The sequence below is a fragment of the Geomonas sp. Red276 genome, from assembly GCF_054784495.1.
On the sequence record NZ_BLXW01000026.1, the window covers coordinates 1 to 15024 of the forward strand.

10 protein-coding genes are annotated in these 15024 nt (G+C 63.3%); 5 read left to right on the plus strand and 5 right to left on the minus strand.

Features of this window, described 5'->3' with window-relative positions:
• The first annotated feature begins 291 nt into the window (after positions 1–291).
• The 5 genes from hypE (at position 292) to mtaB (ending at position 6319) form a co-directional block, all read left to right on the plus strand.
• The gene (hypE, locus tag ACYVL5_RS16660) at positions 292–1305 is read left to right on the plus strand and encodes a HypE family hydrogenase expression/formation protein (protein WP_460596702.1); all 1014 of its coding nucleotides are present in this window, start codon (positions 292–294) and stop codon (positions 1303–1305) included.
• 349 nt (positions 1306–1654) lie between these two features.
• Positions 1655–3043, plus strand: a complete 1389-nt coding sequence (locus ACYVL5_RS16665) for a S41 family peptidase (RefSeq protein ID WP_460596703.1) — start codon at positions 1655–1657, stop codon at positions 3041–3043.
• A 101-nt stretch (positions 3044–3144) separates the two neighbouring features.
• Entirely contained in the window at positions 3145–4023 is an 879-nt protein-coding gene (miaA, locus tag ACYVL5_RS16670) for a tRNA (adenosine(37)-N6)-dimethylallyltransferase MiaA (protein ID WP_460596704.1), read from the plus strand.
• A gap of 199 nt (positions 4024–4222) precedes the next feature.
• Positions 4223–4903 (plus strand): serine O-acetyltransferase, encoded by a 681-nt coding sequence (cysE, locus tag ACYVL5_RS16675; RefSeq protein ID WP_460596705.1) that lies wholly within the window; start codon positions 4223–4225, stop codon positions 4901–4903.
• 123 nt (positions 4904–5026) lie between these two features.
• The gene (mtaB, locus tag ACYVL5_RS16680; RefSeq protein WP_460596706.1) at positions 5027–6319 is read left to right on the plus strand and encodes a MiaB/RimO family radical SAM methylthiotransferase; all 1293 of its coding nucleotides are present in this window, start codon (positions 5027–5029) and stop codon (positions 6317–6319) included.
• 89 nt (positions 6320–6408) lie between these two features.
• Here the strand turns inward: mtaB and ACYVL5_RS16685 are convergent, their stop codons facing one another.
• The 5 genes from ACYVL5_RS16685 to ACYVL5_RS16705 all read right to left on the minus strand — a co-directional run bounded on the left by ACYVL5_RS16685 (position 6409) and on the right by ACYVL5_RS16705 (position 14983).
• The gene (locus ACYVL5_RS16685) at positions 6409–7626 is read right to left on the minus strand and encodes a response regulator (RefSeq protein WP_460596707.1); all 1218 of its coding nucleotides are present in this window, start codon (positions 7624–7626) and stop codon (positions 6409–6411) included.
• A gap of 143 nt (positions 7627–7769) precedes the next feature.
• Positions 7770–10460, minus strand: coding sequence for a cation-translocating P-type ATPase (locus ACYVL5_RS16690; RefSeq protein ID WP_460596708.1), 2691 nt, complete (start codon positions 10458–10460; stop codon positions 7770–7772).
• A gap of 57 nt (positions 10461–10517) precedes the next feature.
• Entirely contained in the window at positions 10518–13214 is a 2697-nt protein-coding gene (locus ACYVL5_RS16695; protein ID WP_460596709.1) for a UPF0182 family membrane protein, read from the minus strand.
• A 149-nt stretch (positions 13215–13363) separates the two neighbouring features.
• Positions 13364–13699: a hypothetical protein gene (locus ACYVL5_RS16700; protein WP_460596710.1), complete on the minus strand. Its 336-nt coding sequence runs from the start codon at positions 13697–13699 to the stop codon at positions 13364–13366.
• A gap of 99 nt (positions 13700–13798) precedes the next feature.
• Complete coding sequence (locus ACYVL5_RS16705) at positions 13799–14983, minus strand: amylo-alpha-1,6-glucosidase (protein ID WP_460596711.1); 1185 nt, start codon at positions 14981–14983, stop codon at positions 13799–13801.
• Positions 14984–15024: the final 41 nt, after the last annotated feature.

Sequence of the window (15024 nt, forward strand, 5' to 3'; positions counted from 1 at the left end):
TGACTGGAACTGGAAACGATTCTTCACGGCAGCCTCCTCGGATGGAATGTGCCGTGATTATATGAACCACCTACGACGTAATATGTCGCGCTTGTCTTCCAGCGGAAGATTGGCGCTAATCAGGAAAGCTAATGCCCCCATCCTCATCCTGTCCTTCTCCTTGAAGGAGAAGGAACGATTGGGCGGATCACCTCAGAGCTTACGTCTTTCTAAGACAATCTCCCCCTTCCCTGAGCTCCCCCTCCCCTTCAAGGGGAGGGCCGGGGTGAGGATGGGGTCAAGGAGCGCACCTTGGACAACGATCTCATCCTGCTGGGTCACGGCAGCGGCGGTAAACTCTCGCACCAACTGCTGGACGACCTGATCATCCCCACCCTTTCCGGCATCCCTCAGTCGGCCCAGAACGATGCCGCCGTGCTGGCGGTCAACGGGGAGCGGCTTGCCTTCACCACCGACTCCTACGTGGTCGATCCGATCTTCTTCCCCGGCGGAAACATCGGCGACCTCGCCATCAACGGGACGGTCAACGACCTCTCCATGGTCGGCGCGGAGCCGCTCGCGATCAGCGTCGGCCTGATCCTCGAGGAAGGGTTCAGCAAAAAGGAGCTGGCCACTATCCTCGCCTCCATGCGGGAAGCGGCGGAAGCGGCGGGGGTCTCCATCGTGGCGGGGGACACCAAGGTCGTGCCGCGCGGCAAGGCGGACAAGATCTTCATCAACACCTCGGGGATCGGCGTCCTGCGCCTTCCTTTCGGGATCACGGGGGACAACGCAAAGCCGGGCGACCGGATCATCGTGAACGGCACCATCGGCGACCACGGCATCGCGGTCATGGCCAAGCGGGAAGGCCTCGACCTGGACGTCGACATCACCACCGACAGCGCCGCCTTGAACGGCCTGGTGGCCGAGATCCTCGACGAGGCAGGCGAAGCGGTCCACGTCCTGCGCGACCCGACCCGTGGCGGGGTGGCCACCACCCTGAAGGAGATCGCCCTGCAGTCCCAGGCGACCCTTACCCTGGACGAGGAAAGCCTCCCCCTCAAGCCGGCCGTTAAGGGAGTCTGCGCCGTGCTCGGGTTGGATCCCCTCTACGTCGCCAACGAAGGGAAGCTCTTGGCCATCGTGGCCCCCGAGGTGGCGGACCGGGTCCTTGAGAGGATGCGGAAACACCCGCTGGGGACGGATGCGGCCATCATCGGGGAAGTCACCGCGACCGGGACCGGCCGGCTCCAGATGGTGACCTCGGTGGGCGGCACCCGCGCCGTCGACATGCTCTCCGGTGAGCAACTCCCCCGGATCTGCTGATCCCCAGTCCCTTCTCGCTAACAGGGTGTGCCCGAAGGGCGTCCTCGTTAATCCCTCGCCCCTTCAGGGGAGAGGGTGCCCGAAGGGCGGGTGAGGGAGGTTTTCCGAGGATCCGCCCCCTCACCCTGCCCCTCTCCCCCGGGGATGATAAATGCGAGTGAGGCAGATTTCTCCTCCCGTTGATTTCCCACGCTACTTATCGAAAAGCCCCCCAGGCATCTACCAGGGGGGCTTTTTGGTATCGGAAATATTTGTTGTATCACTAGGGAGTTGACATCTCCGTCGGCAGAATTTACAGTTCACCTTTAATTCTATCCACCGCCACTTTTCCACATAAAGGCGCCACGCAATGACCACCAAACGCACCGCCCTCACCGCCCTGACCGCCATCGTAGTTCTTTCCCTGCTGATCGTGCTGCTGGTCCCGATGATCCGCCACCTGGGAGGCGGGGGGCGAAGCGACGCCGAATACCTCAACATGTTCAAGGAAGTGGTCGAGATAGTCCGGACCAGCTATGTCGACAAGGTCGACGACAAGAAGCTGATGACCGGCGCCATCAACGGCATGCTGTCGGCCCTCGACCCGCACAGCGTCTACCTTCCCCTCACCGACTACACCGAAATGAAAGTCCACATGGCAGGCGAGTTCGGCGGCCTGGGGATCCAGCTGGAGATGATCGAGGGGAAACTGATCGTCAACGCTCCCATCGAGGACACCCCTGCTTTCCGGGCCGGGATCCAGGCAGGCGACCAGATCGTCAAGATCGACAACAAGTTCGTCAAGGGACTCAAAATCGACGAGTGCGTGAGCCGCATGAGGGGGACCCCGGGAACCAAGGTGACCCTCACCATCCTCCGCAAGGACAACCCACCCCTGACCTTCCCGCTGATCAGGGCCATCATCAAGACCAAGAGCCTCAAGGCAAAGCTTTTGGAGCAGGGGTACGGATACATCCGGATCTCGGAATTCCAGGAGCACACCGGCGAGGATTTCCGGCACGCACTGGAAACGCTGAAAGCCGACAACGGTGCACAGCTCTCGGGGCTGATCCTCGACCTCCGCTACAACCCCGGCGGCCTCGTCGACCAGGCCGTCATGGTGGCCGATCGCTTCATAGGCGAAGGGCTCAACACCGACGGACTCATCGTCACCACGAAGGGGCGCGAAGAATCCTCCCAGCGCAGCATGATGGCCTACGTCGGCGAGAAGGAACCGCATTACCCGATGGTCGTGCTGATCAACGGCGGCTCCGCCTCCGCCTCCGAGATCGTCGCCGGTGCGCTCCAGGACCACAAGCGCGCGGTGATCATGGGGACCCAGAGCTTCGGCAAGGGGAGCGTGCAGTCGATCATCACTTTACCCAACGGCGACGGCCTGAAGCTAACCACCGCGCGCTACTACACCCCCAGCGGCCGCTCCATCCAGGCCAGGGGAATCAAGCCGGATATCGTGGTGGAATTCCAGCGCAAGCCGGTCAAACCGGTCAAAGAGCACGACAAGGATGACGACCTGCGCGAGCAGGACCTCGACGGTCACATCATGGCTCCGGCGGATGACCAGACGAAGACGCAGGCACCAGCCAAGGAGCCCAGCAATCCGCACCAGAACCCGATGACCGTGAAGCCCATCCCCCACGGGACTATTGCCGACATTGATATCGTCAAGGCGGACAACCAGGTTGCCCGCGCGCTGGACCTCCTCAAAGGGGTCAACCTGCTGAAGGCTACCGGACGTTGATCTCCTCCGAGACGCGTACCACTGGTGCGTCCTCCCATCCAACTCACCCCTTCCCTCACCCGGAAGGGGGGGGAGTTTCCGCTCCCCGGCAGTGTAACCTGTTGGTTGTGCTGGGACCGACCGCTTCGGGAAAGACCAGGCTGGCAGTCGAGCTGGCCGAACGGCTGAACGGCGAGATCATCTCCGCCGACTCCCGCCAGGTCTTTAGCGGCATGGATCTCGGCACCGGCAAAGATCTGCACGAATACCGCGACGTCCCCTACCACCTGATCGACATCCTTCCCGCCGGCGAAGAGTTCAACCTCTTCCGCTTCCAAAGCCACTTTCTCGACGCCTTTCACGACATCTCGAACCGGGGGCGGCTCCCTATCCTGGCGGGCGGGACGGGAATGTACCTGGACTGCGTGCTGCGGGGCTACCGGCTGATCGAGGTGCCGGAGAATCCCGCCCTGCGTGCCGAGCTCGCCGGAATGTCGATGGAAGAGATGGCCGAGCGGCTGCGCCTTGCCAACCCGAACCTCCACAACACGACCGATCTCACCGAGCGGGAACGGCTGATCCGGGCAATCGAGATAGCCGAGCATCCGGTCGAAGTGGACGAAAGCTGGCCGGATATCAGGCCGCTCGTACTGGGTATCCGGTGGGAGCGCGCCAGGATTCGTGAAAGGATCACTGCCCGCCTCAAGGAACGGCTGGAATCCGGGATGATCGAAGAGGTGCAGCGGCTGGTGGACGAAGGCGCCTCGTGGGAGCGGCTCGACTACTACGGACTCGAGTACCGCTACGTGGCCAGGTATCTCAAGGGGGAGCTGAGCCGGAACGACATGTTCCAGAAACTCAACGCCGCCATCCACGATTTCGCCAAGAAGCAGGAGAACTGGTTCAAGAGGATGGAGAAGCACGGCATCGCCATCCACTGGGTGGACGGCGCGGGAGATCCCCTGGGGGAGGCACTCGCCGTCGTTGAGGCGGAAGGCTGAAGCCTCCCTCACCCGGCCTTCGGCCACCCTCTCCGCGCCCCTTTTTCCCTCTCCCCCCGGGAGAGGGACAGGGTGAGGATGGGGTGTGGGGTCTAAGATCACAGTTAAATGTTGACGTAAACAGTGTGGTATGCTACGAGATAATCCTTGACGATTGCGCTCGGCGTACATCGAAACACAAAACCGGGGAGGCACGCCGATGTTTAAGACTCTCAAGGCGGACATCAAGGCCGTATTTGACAGAGATCCCGCAGCACGCAGCACGCTGGAAGTGATCTTCTGTTACCCCGGCCTGCATGCCGTCTGGTTTCACAGAGTGGGCCACTGGTTCTGGAAGCATAAGTTCTGGTTCCTCGGCCGGCTTACCTCGCATATCGGCCGCTTCATGACCGGTATCGAGATTCACCCCGGCGCCACCATCGGCAAGGGGTTCTTCATCGATCACGGCATGGGAGTGGTCATCGGCGAGACCGCCGAAATCGGCAACAACGTGACCCTGTACCACGGCGTGACCCTGGGCGGGGTAAGCTGGGAAAAGGTCAAACGCCACCCTACCCTCATGGACAACGTAGTGATCGGCTCGGGCGCCAAGGTGCTCGGCCCCTTCACGGTCGGCAAGGATTCCAAGGTCGGCTCCAATTCGGTCGTGGTGAAGGAAGTTCCCCCCAACTCCACCGTGGTCGGCATCCCGGGGCGCGTGGTGATGGCCACCGAGAAGCCCCAGGAGAAGATGGACCTCGAGCACGGCAAGATGCCGGACCCGGAAGCGAAAGCCATCTCCTGCCTCTTTGACCAGATCAGGGAGCTGGAGAGAAAGTACGCCGCTCTCGCCAAGGAACACGAGGCCCTGAAACAGAAGATGGAAGGGACCGGCGCGTAAGGAAGATTTTTCAGCAATTTCCTCAGTGACAGAAACGGCGGCCGGAGTGTAATATAGCTCCGGCCGCGTTATTTTTATCCCGGCGCCGCCTTTACTACTCCTGCCAAGAGATCCGCACCCTTTATGACCAAAAAGATCGCCATCAGCACCCTTGGTTGCAAGATCAACCAGTTCGAATCCGCCGCTATGACTGAAGCACTCGCCAAGGAGGGATACGAGATCGTCCCCTTCTCCGAGCAGGCCGACGTCTACGTAGTGAACAGCTGCACCGTCACGGCCAAGACCGACGCCGAGTCCCGCCGCCTGATCCGGCGCGCCTCCCGGCAAAACGCCGATGCCCGGGTGGTGGTGACCGGCTGCTACGCCCAGATGTCCGCCGAGGAGCTCCTCAAGACGCCGGGAGTCAACCTGATCCTCGGAAACAGCGAGAAGAAGGACATCGTTTCCCTCTTGCGCGAGATAGGCGACGAGCCGAAGGCGGTGGTTTCCGACATATCCAAGAGGACCGCGGGAGAAGGCGCCAAGCTCGAGAGCTTCGCCGAGCACACCCGCGCCTTTCTCCAGGTACAAAACGGCTGCGACGCCCGCTGCGCCTACTGCATCGTTCCCTTCGCCCGCGGCGCCAGCCGGAGCGTCACTCCCGGCGAAACGCTCGAGGCGATCGCCTCCTTCGTGGAGCAGGGATTCAAGGAGGTAGTGCTGACCGGCATCCACCTGGGCGCCTACGGCCTGGATCTCGCGCCGAAGACCGACCTCCTCCGGCTCATGGAGATGGTTGAGGACCACGCCCTGGTTCCCCGCCTCAGGGTGGGATCGGTGGAGCCGACCGAAGTCCCGCAGGAGATGATCGACTTCCTCTCCCGCTCGAACATGGTCTGTCCGCACCTTCACCTGCCGCTGCAAAGCGGCTCCGACAGCGTGCTCGTCCGCATGAACCGCGGTTACGATACCGCCCTCTACCGGAGCGTGGTCGAGTCGCTGGTCAAGGCCGTCCCCGGCATCTTCATCGGCGCCGACGTCATCGTCGGCTTTCCGGGCGAAACCGACCAGGAGTTCGAGGAGACCTACCGGTTCATCGACTCCCTTCCGCTGGCCGCCCTGCACGTCTTCCCCTTCTCGGTACGCCCCGGCACCGCCGCCGCCGACATGAAGCAGCAGGTGAATCCGAAGCTCATCAAGGAGCGCGGCGATGCACTGCGCCTTCTGTCAGAGAAAAAGCTCAGCCAGTATGCCGCCGGTTTCATAGGGAAGGAACTCAAGGTGTTGCTGCAGAAGGACGCCGAGGGGAAAAAGGGGCTATCGAGGAACTACCTGTCCGTGTTGGTTGAAAATGGCGCGGGCCGGGTAAATGAGGAAGTATCTGTGCTGATCACCGGCTCAAAAGGTGGAGAGTTGACGGGAAGGATCGTCGAATAGCACTATCGCGCATCACGCTACAGGTAAGGGGAGAGGGTCCCTTCTCCTTCAAGGAGAAGGACAGGATGAGGATGGGGGGGCGGTAACTGTCAAAGAGTGAAGGTTACGGTGGCTCCCCTGTTCGGTTCGGCCTCGGCCTTGACCTCCCCGCCGTGCTTGTTGACGATCCTCTTCACGATGGCGAGCCCCATCCCGACACCGGGGAATTCCTGCTGGCTGTGCAGCCTCTGGAAGGGGGCGAATAGCTTTTCCGCGTAGGTGGGATCGAACCCGACCCCGTTGTCGCGCACCGCGTATGCCGGCCGGCCATCCCACTCGGTGACGAAGAGTTCCACTCTCGGCTGCTCAACCGGCGCCGTGAAGGCCCAGGAGTTGGCCAGCAGTTTCTCAAGCACCGTCTTCATCATCTTGTAGTCCGCCTTGACCTCCACCTTTTCGGGGACCAGCAGCTCGACCTGCCTCTCCGGATACAGCTTGGCCAGCTCCCCTCCCACCTCCAGGGCCAGCGCGGTAAGATCTACGTTATCCTTCAGCACCTTGGCCCGACCCGCCCGCGATAGCTCCAAAAGGCCGTCGATCATGTCGAACATCCGGCGGCAGGACTTCTGGATACGTTCCAGGTATTCGTTCCCGGTACTGTTCAGCTTCTCCGCGAACTCGTCGGAAAGCGCCTGGCTGAAACCGTCGATGTGCCGAAGCGGCGCCCTGAGGTCGTGGGAAACCGAATAGCTGAAGATTTCCAGGTCCTTCTGGGAAGCATCCAGCTGCCCGGTGCGCTCCATGACCCGCTTCTCCAACTCCTCGTTGAGCCTTCTGAGGCTCTCGTTGGCATCGGACAGATCCCTCACCCGCTCCTCGAGCTTCCCCGCTACGATCTGGCAGTAATTTCTGAGGAATTCCTCTTCCTTAAGTGTCTCATCGCCCCCGCCGCTCTGTGACGGCGGGATGGTCAGCGCTCTCCCCACCTCCTCCCAAAGTTCGTCAGGCCCCTTGGGCTTTTCCAGAAAGGCTCGCGCCCCCATGGCGAGGGCGAGGTCGGCCTCCTTGGAACCGGTGTAGACCGAGGAATAGAAAACAAAGGGGATCGACTGGAGATCGGGGTTCTTTTTCAGCTCGTGGAGAAACTGGAAGCCATCCATGATGGGCATCAGGCAATCGGAGATGATGAGGTCGGGTTTTTCGGCAGCCGCGATTTCCAGCCCCTGGCGGCCATTGGAGGCCTCGAAGACCTGGCAACCGTGCCATTCGAAGTTGAAGCGAATCACCTTGCGGTCACTGCGGGAGTCATCGACGACAAGCACCTTCATACTTCCACTCCCCTTCAAGGGTTGCTGCCACAGCAAGTCAGGTATGAGGCCCACGCGAAATCTATCTTATGATACCACGGAAATATTCCTTGTCCCCGTTAGGACATTCTTATCGGGATCGGCACCGGAGCGCTCAATCGCTCTCACGTCAGCTCTCCCAGAAACCCGCGCCGTACCAAGTATTTTCCCAACTCAAGCACCGGTGCCACCGATACCGCGGTCAAGACGATCATCCCCCAGTCGGTTCCCGACAAGGGGTAGCTTCCGAAGGCCTCGCGAAGCGCCGGGAGGTAGATAACCACCAGGAGCAGGAGCATTTCCCACAGGACCGCCGCGTTGAGCCAGTGGTTGGCGAAGGGGCGCCTGAACAGCGAGGCCCGGTCCGACCGGAAGTTGTAGGCCTTGACCAGCTGGATCAGCACGAGGGACACGAAGGTGACCATCATCGACTCGGCCGGCGACCGGCCGGACCAGCGGGCCCAGAGGAAGAGGAAAAGATTGGCCACGGTCGACCAGATGCCCCCCAGCAGGATCAGGAAGGTCACCGGTTTGGTGAAGATCCCCCCCGAGGCCTTGCGGGGCCGGCGAAGCATCAGGCCCGGATCGGCGGGATCGACCGCCAGCGCCAGGGCGGGAAGGCCGTCGGTGGCGAGGTTCACGTAGAGAAGCTGCACGGCGCTAAGGGGAAGCGGCAATCCCAAAAGCTGGGTGACCGCCACCAGCAGGATCTCGCCGGTATTGGAGGAGAGGAGGTACATCAGGTACTTCTTGATGTTGTCGAAGATCCCCCTCCCCTCCTCGACCGCAGCCACGATGGAGGCGAAGTTGTCGTCGGTGAGGGTCATGGCCGCGGCCTCCCGGCTCACCTCGGTTCCCCCGATCCCCATGGCGATACCGATGTCGGCCTTCTTCAAGGCCGGCGCGTCGTTGACCCCGTCGCCGGTCATCGCCACCACCTCACCCTTCTTCTGAAGGGCGGTCACCACCCGCAGCTTGTCCGCCGGCGAGACCCGGGCGAAGACGTCGATCCCTTCCACCTCCCGCTCCAGCTGGGCATCGTCCATGGCGGAGAGCTCTTTGCCGCTCACCACCCTCCCCTCGACCAGGATTCCCAGCTCACGCGCCACCGCCGCCGCGGTCACCGGATGGTCGCCGGTGATCATCACCGGGCGTATCGCCGCCCTCCGGCAGGTGGCCACCGCCCCGACGGCTTCGGGACGCGGGGGATCGTTGATCCCGACCAGGCCAAGAAAGAGCATTCCCCGCTCGGCCTCGATGCTGGTGGTGGCCGACTTGGAGGCGATGGCCAGCACCCGGAGCCCGACCGAGGCCATCCCGTTCGCGACTTCCAGCACCAGGGCGCGCCCGTCCGCGTCGAGCGGGCGCTCGCCCTCGCCGGCCAGCATCCGGTTGCATCCCGCCAGGATGACCTCGGCGGCCCCCTTGGCACAGGCGAAGAGGCCTACTCCCCCCTCGTGCAGGGTGGTCATCCGTTTGCTCTCCGAGGAGAAGGGGATCTCGTCTACCCGCGGCCATGCCGCCGCCAGCACCGACTTGTCCACGCCCCCCTTGGCGGCGGCCGCCACCAGGGCGGCTTCGGTAGGATCCCCCCAGGCCACCCAGGTCTTTACTGCCGGGTCGAAACGGCACTCGGCGTCGCTCGCCAGGACGGCGGCCTCCAGCAGCCTGGCCAGTCCCGGGAAGAGCGGGACCTTCTTTCCGCCGATCCCGAAACCGCCCTCGGGGGCGTAGCCGATTCCGGAGACCTCCACCGTGGTGCCGGCCACCCAGATCCGGCGGACGGTCATTTCGTCGCGGGTGAGGGTCCCGGTCTTGTCGGAACAGATCACCGTCGTGGCACCGAGGGTTTCCACCGCGGCGAGCCGCCGCATCAGGGCGTGACGCCGGACCATCCGCTGCACGCCGAGGGCGAGCGAAATGGTGACCACGGCGGGAAGCGCCTCGGGAACCACGGCGACCGCGAGGGCGATGCCGAAGATGACCATCTTCATCAGCGGTTCGCCCCGCAAGATCCCCAGCAGCGCGATGACCACGACGCCGGCCGCCGCCGCCCTTGCCAAGAGGGTCCCCACCCGGTCCAGGTTCTCCTGCAAGGGGGTCCGCCCCGCCTCGATCCCGGCCAGCATCCCGGCAATGGCCCCGAACTCGGTGGCCATGCCGGTGGCGACCACCACTCCCCTCCCCCGTCCGTAACCGATCGCGGTGCCGGCGTAGGCCATGTTCACCCGTTCGGCCAGGACTGCGGACTCCTCGAGGGGGAAGGTGAACTTGTCGACCGACGCGGATTCCCCGGTCAAGGCCGACTCCTCCGCCCGCAGGTTGAACGACTCCACCAGCCGGAGGTCAGCCGGGATCCGGTCTCCCGCCTTCAGGACCACCAGGTCGCCCGGCACCAGTTCGGCGACCGGGACTTCCCGCTCGTCGCCGCCCCGCACCACGAGCGCCGAGGGGGCGGCAAGCTTTCGCAGCGCCTCGATGGCCCGTCCGGCCCGGTACTCCTGCACGAAGCCAAGCAAGGCGGCGAAGAAGACGATGACACCGATGGTGATCGCCTCTACGCGATGGCCGAGAAAGAGGGAGAGGAGGCAGGCGATGAGGAGGATGGCGATGAGGACGTTCTTGAACTGGGCGGCCAGCAGGGTCAGCGGGGAGACGCGCCGCGGGGGGGTGAGGATGTTCGGCCCGTGCCGGGTGAGGCGCGAGCGGGCCTCCTCATCGGAGAGACCGGCGGCGGACGACCCGACCGTGGAATAGACGACATCCACCGGCAGGGCGTGCCAGGGGGGCGACGGATCGGGGCGCGAGGAAACCATAGGGAACTCCTCTTTTGCCACACGTTTTCCACTGGGAAGGATGGACGTAGCGTTTGGTTACTGTGCGAGCCGCCTCAGTACCTGCTGCAGCTTGCGAAGCTCTTCGCCGTAGCCGGCCCAGTCCCCCTGGCGCTGGAGATTGGTGGCCCGCTCATAGATGGCCATCGCCTCACGGGCCAGCTGCTGGGTCGACGGTGCCGGGCCTGCCGCGGCCGGAGCGGCCTGGGCGGACGGAGCCGGAGCTGCCTCCCCGGCGATCTTGCCGCCGAAGATCTTCTGCAGGGCAAGCTCCAGGGTCTGCTCCATGACCACCTCGTCCCCGTAGGCGACGATCACCCGCCGCAGCTCGGGAAGCCCACCCTTCTCGGCAACCAGGTAAAGGGGCTGGACGTAGAGGAGCGACTTCTCGATCGGGATCACCAGCATGCTCCCCCGGATCACCTCGGAGCCGCGCTGGTTCCAGAGGGTGAGCTGCTGGGAGATGAAGGCGTCCTGGTTGATCCGGGCGTCGATCTGCTTCGGGCCGTAGATCAGGCGGTCGCGCGGGAAGGTGTAGGCCATGATCTTGCCGTAGTTGTCGCCGTCGCAGCGGGCGGTGAGCCAGGCCGCCAGGTTGTCGCGCTTGGAGGGGGTGAAGGGAAGAAGCAGGATGTACTCCTCGCTCTTCTCTCCCGGAAGCTTCATGACCGTGTAGTAGGGCTCCATCTGCTTCTCGCCGATCACCGGGATCTCCCAGAGGTTCTCCTTGTTGTAGAAGACCTTGGGATCGGTCATGTGGTAGGAGGCGAAGACGGAGGCCTGCAACAGGAGGAACTGGTGCGGATAGCGGACGTGGCGCCGCAGGTCCTCGGGCATGGCGGAGGCGGGCTTGAAGAGGCCGGGGTAGATGCGGGAATAGACCTTGGCCATGACGTCGGTGGGATCGTAGAGGTAGAAGGTCACCGTGCCGTCGTAGGCATCGACGCTGACCTTGACCGAGTTCCTCATGTAGTTGATCCCCCCCTTCAGGGGGTTCGAGTACGGGAGCCGGTCGGAGTAGGTATAGGCGTCGATCATCCAGGTGAGCCCGCCCGAGCCGTTGACGACCATGTAGGGGTCGTTGTCGAAGCGCAGAAAAGGCGCCAGGGTGCGGACCCGCTCGAGGATGTTGCGGTAGTAGAGGATCCGGCTCTGCGGCGTGATGTCGGAGGAGAGGAGGAGTTTGTCGGATTTGAAGCGGGCGGCGAAGAGCGCCTTGCGGGCCAAGGAATGGATGGAGACGCCCCCCTTCCCGCTGTAGGTGGTGTTGATATTCCCGGTGGCGGTCGGGTAGCTGAATTCGGGGACCTTGCTGCGGACCACCACGTAGTCGTTGGAGAGCTCCCCGTAGTAGATCTCGGGGCGGGTCACCTTGATGTCGGCCAGGCTGACCGGCGGGATGTCCTTCAGGAAGAACTCGGGGAGCCCTTCCTTGCTGATCCTGCTGACCGGCCCCATGGTGAGGCCGTTGCCGTGGGTGAAGATCAGCCGCTCGTTGATCCAGTTGCGGCTCGGGAGGTCGTTGTAGGAAAGCTCGCGCGGCGAGAGCATCACCTGGGTGTAGCGTCCGTTGACCAGGTAGCGGTCGTTGTCGACGTCGAAGAAGCGGTAGTAGGTCCGGATCTGCTGCAACTGGCTGTAGGTCTTCAAAAGGGGCTCGGTGTCCCAGAGCCGGATGTTCTTGATGGTCGCCTGGTTGGCGGTGATATCGGCGGCGGTGAGCTTACGATCGACGTCGAAGGGGATGGTCTCGATCTTCTCCAGGTCGTACCCCATGCGGGTGAACTTGATGCTGTTCTTTATGTAGGGGGTCTCCAGGTCGAGCTCGTTGGGGGCAACCTTGAACTTCTGCAAAAGGCTCGGATAGAGGGCCACTCCCAAAAGGTAGGCGGCGAAGATCACCGCCGGGGGAGCCACGGTGAGGCGCCAGTTGTTCTTCCAGAGGCCGGCCGCAAAGACGGCGCCGGCAATGGGGGCGAGGACGGTCAAGGCGCGGAAGGTTACCAGGCGGGCGTTGACGTCGGCATAGCCCGCCCCGTGGAAGCTCCCGGTGCCCCCCAGGAGGAGCTCGAAGCCGTCCAGGAAGAAGCCGAAGCCAAGGTTCAGGCCGTACAGGAAAGCGAGCACGGCGAGGTGCTTGCGAAGCTTCGGGTCGAGCACCGCCCCCTGCGGGGTGATGGAGATGCCGCCGCGGAGGTAATACATGGCGGCCACCAGGAGCGCGGAAAGCGGCAACAGGCCGCCCAGCAGGGCGTGGATCGCCTCCAAAAGCGGGAGGGAGAAAAGGTAGAAGCCGACGTCCTGCCCGAGCACCGGGTCCGGGGTCCCGACCGTGATGCCGTTAAGGAACAGCAGCGCCTCGCGCCATTGGGCCGCACCCCAGTTCCCCGCCATCAGGGCCAGCAGGAAGCAAATCAGGAGGCTGACCGGCTTGATCAGGTGGGCGGCCTGGTCGACCCGCAGCTGGTAGACGTTGCCGGACTGGCGGAAGATGCGGGTTACGTTGGCGGTGGCGTGGAAGGCAAAGTGGAGGTTGGCCAGCAGGAAGAAGAGAAAGAAGAGGCCGAAGGAGAGCCCGGAGGCGGCCTGGGCGACGATGTTCGTCTTGAGTACCGAGAGAAGGCCTGTCTCGGTGAAGAAGAGCCAATCGGTGTAGAAGTTGACCAGCAAAGAGAACGAGGGAACCAGTACGAACAGAATCAGCAGCAGTATGATGAAGGGCTTGTTCTTGAGCATCGCGGGTCCCCATTGGATGTTTTTATCAGAGATTTTTTAATACTATCACGGCTTATCCTAACACACTATGAGAGAATGCCCTAAATGAGCGATGAGGACGCACGCCACTTTGTTCCGCCTTCTGGAAGGTGACAGGGGGGAGGTGACGCTCACAGCGGCAGACGGGTACTGAGGAAGTTCATGGTGAAATAGACGAAGCTGTACGCGCCGCAGGTGCCGGCCACATGACAGGCGAGCGTCACGGCAGGATTGCGCAGCTTCCAGGCGACCGGTATGAGCAGAAAGGACATGACGGCGTAGAGAAGAAGGGTCACCAGGGAAACGGCCCCCGCCGGCCCTGCGGAGCGGTAGACGACGTCGGCGACGGTAAGAAAGACCGCGGCCGCGGCGGCCCAGAAGAGCATCCGCTTCATCCCGCCCCTGATTCCGAACCAGAAGGCGCAAAGCCAGCCGGCAGTCTTTACGAGCATCAGCAGATAGATCATGGGGCGCCTCCTGTGACAGTCCGGCCTTTTCCGCATGGCCGATCCTGGAGTATGACCACCCTCCCCCGCTATCTCATCAATAGTACCACCATCGTCTCCCTACGGCAGGTAACGCGCCCGGTCCTTTAGCGTGCGGTAGGCCAAGATGTACAGGGCGGCGTTCCAGGACTGGCGCGCCATCCCCATCGGCTCGCCGGTTTCCCCGTGCAGCCATTCGTTGAATTCCCACCCGTTGATCCTGCAGGCCGCCGCCATCGCCTCCAGTTCCTCCCACGCCTCGCGCGTCTGCCCGAGCCTGGCCAGCAGGAGGATCCAGAAGCCCCCCACGAACGGCCAGATGCCGCCGTTATGGTACTGCCAGGGGTGGTTCTGGCGATGCCGCCCCATGTAGTCCCGCCAGGCGGGATTCCCCCAGGCGATCGGGAAGCCGACCACGCGGACGGGATAGGGCCGGTTCGCCTTCATCCGCACGAGCCTCCCCACCGCCTGGCAGGCCCCGGAGGGGGAACCGACACCGACCAGGTAGGCAAGGATATTGCCGAAGACGTCGACCTCCTCCCCCCAGGTGGAGAGGTTCACGTGGCTGAGAAAAAACGGGGAAGGCTTCGAGCGGTTGCGGATGTAGTGCATGAGGAGCCGGGCCCGCCGCTGTTCGGGGACCACGCTGCCGTAGGGCCAGAAGAAGAGATTGGCGAAGTCGCGGGTCTGGGGCGCGGTGGGGATGTCATAGAGGCGCTTGGTCCAGTACCAGAGGGCGTTCGTGTAGAGGACGAAGCCTGATCGCGGCATGATGTCGGCCCAGTCGCTCGCCTCGTTTTGCTGCAGGAGAAACCAGCTCTGATGTTCCTGGCAAGAAAGCCAGTCGAGGGCGGCGGCTATCCCGGGGGAGAGTTCGTCGCGCAGGCCCTGGCGGGGATCGAGGCGGTCCAGCAGGGAGATGGCGATCAGCCACCAGAGGGTCGCATCGATACACCCCGCATACCAGAAATCGGCCTCGCCGGAGACCGGCCTGACGAACTTGGGGATCTGTCCGTTCCCGGCCTGGGCGGCCGCCAGCGTCAGGATACCCGCCCGGCCGGTCGCCGCCAGGTCGGCTTCCCCGCTGACCGCCATGCCGATGGCGCAGATGGCGGCATCCCGCGCGAAGATGCTGTCATAGCTTCGTGCCGACGCTTTCTTGCTGCGGGCCGAAGCCAGCACCCCTTCCGGGGTCGAATTCTCGCGCAGCAAGGCGAGCGCCTCGTCGTAACAGGCGGTGAGCAGGTCGTAATCCGGTTCCCGCATGCGGGCTCCTTGACCGTGGTCTGGTTTAATCCCGTGCAGAT

Coding starts and splice junctions, on each gene's coding strand:
- ACYVL5_RS16705 (WP_460596711.1), bottom strand. CDS start 14,983: ATGCGGGAACCGGATTACGACCTGCTCACCGCCTGTTACGACGAGGCG.
- ACYVL5_RS16685 (WP_460596707.1), bottom strand. CDS start 7,626: ATGAAGGTGCTTGTCGTCGATGACTCCCGCAGTGACCGCAAGGTGATT.
- mtaB (WP_460596706.1), top strand. CDS start 5,027: ATGACCAAAAAGATCGCCATCAGCACCCTTGGTTGCAAGATCAACCAG.
- ACYVL5_RS16695 (WP_460596709.1), bottom strand. CDS start 13,214: ATGCTCAAGAACAAGCCCTTCATCATACTGCTGCTGATTCTGTTCGTA.
- cysE (WP_460596705.1), top strand. CDS start 4,223: ATGTTTAAGACTCTCAAGGCGGACATCAAGGCCGTATTTGACAGAGAT.
- ACYVL5_RS16700 (WP_460596710.1), bottom strand. CDS start 13,699: ATGATCTATCTGCTGATGCTCGTAAAGACTGCCGGCTGGCTTTGCGCC.
- ACYVL5_RS16665 (WP_460596703.1), top strand. CDS start 1,655: ATGACCACCAAACGCACCGCCCTCACCGCCCTGACCGCCATCGTAGTT.
- ACYVL5_RS16690 (WP_460596708.1), bottom strand. CDS start 10,460: ATGGTTTCCTCGCGCCCCGATCCGTCGCCCCCCTGGCACGCCCTGCCG.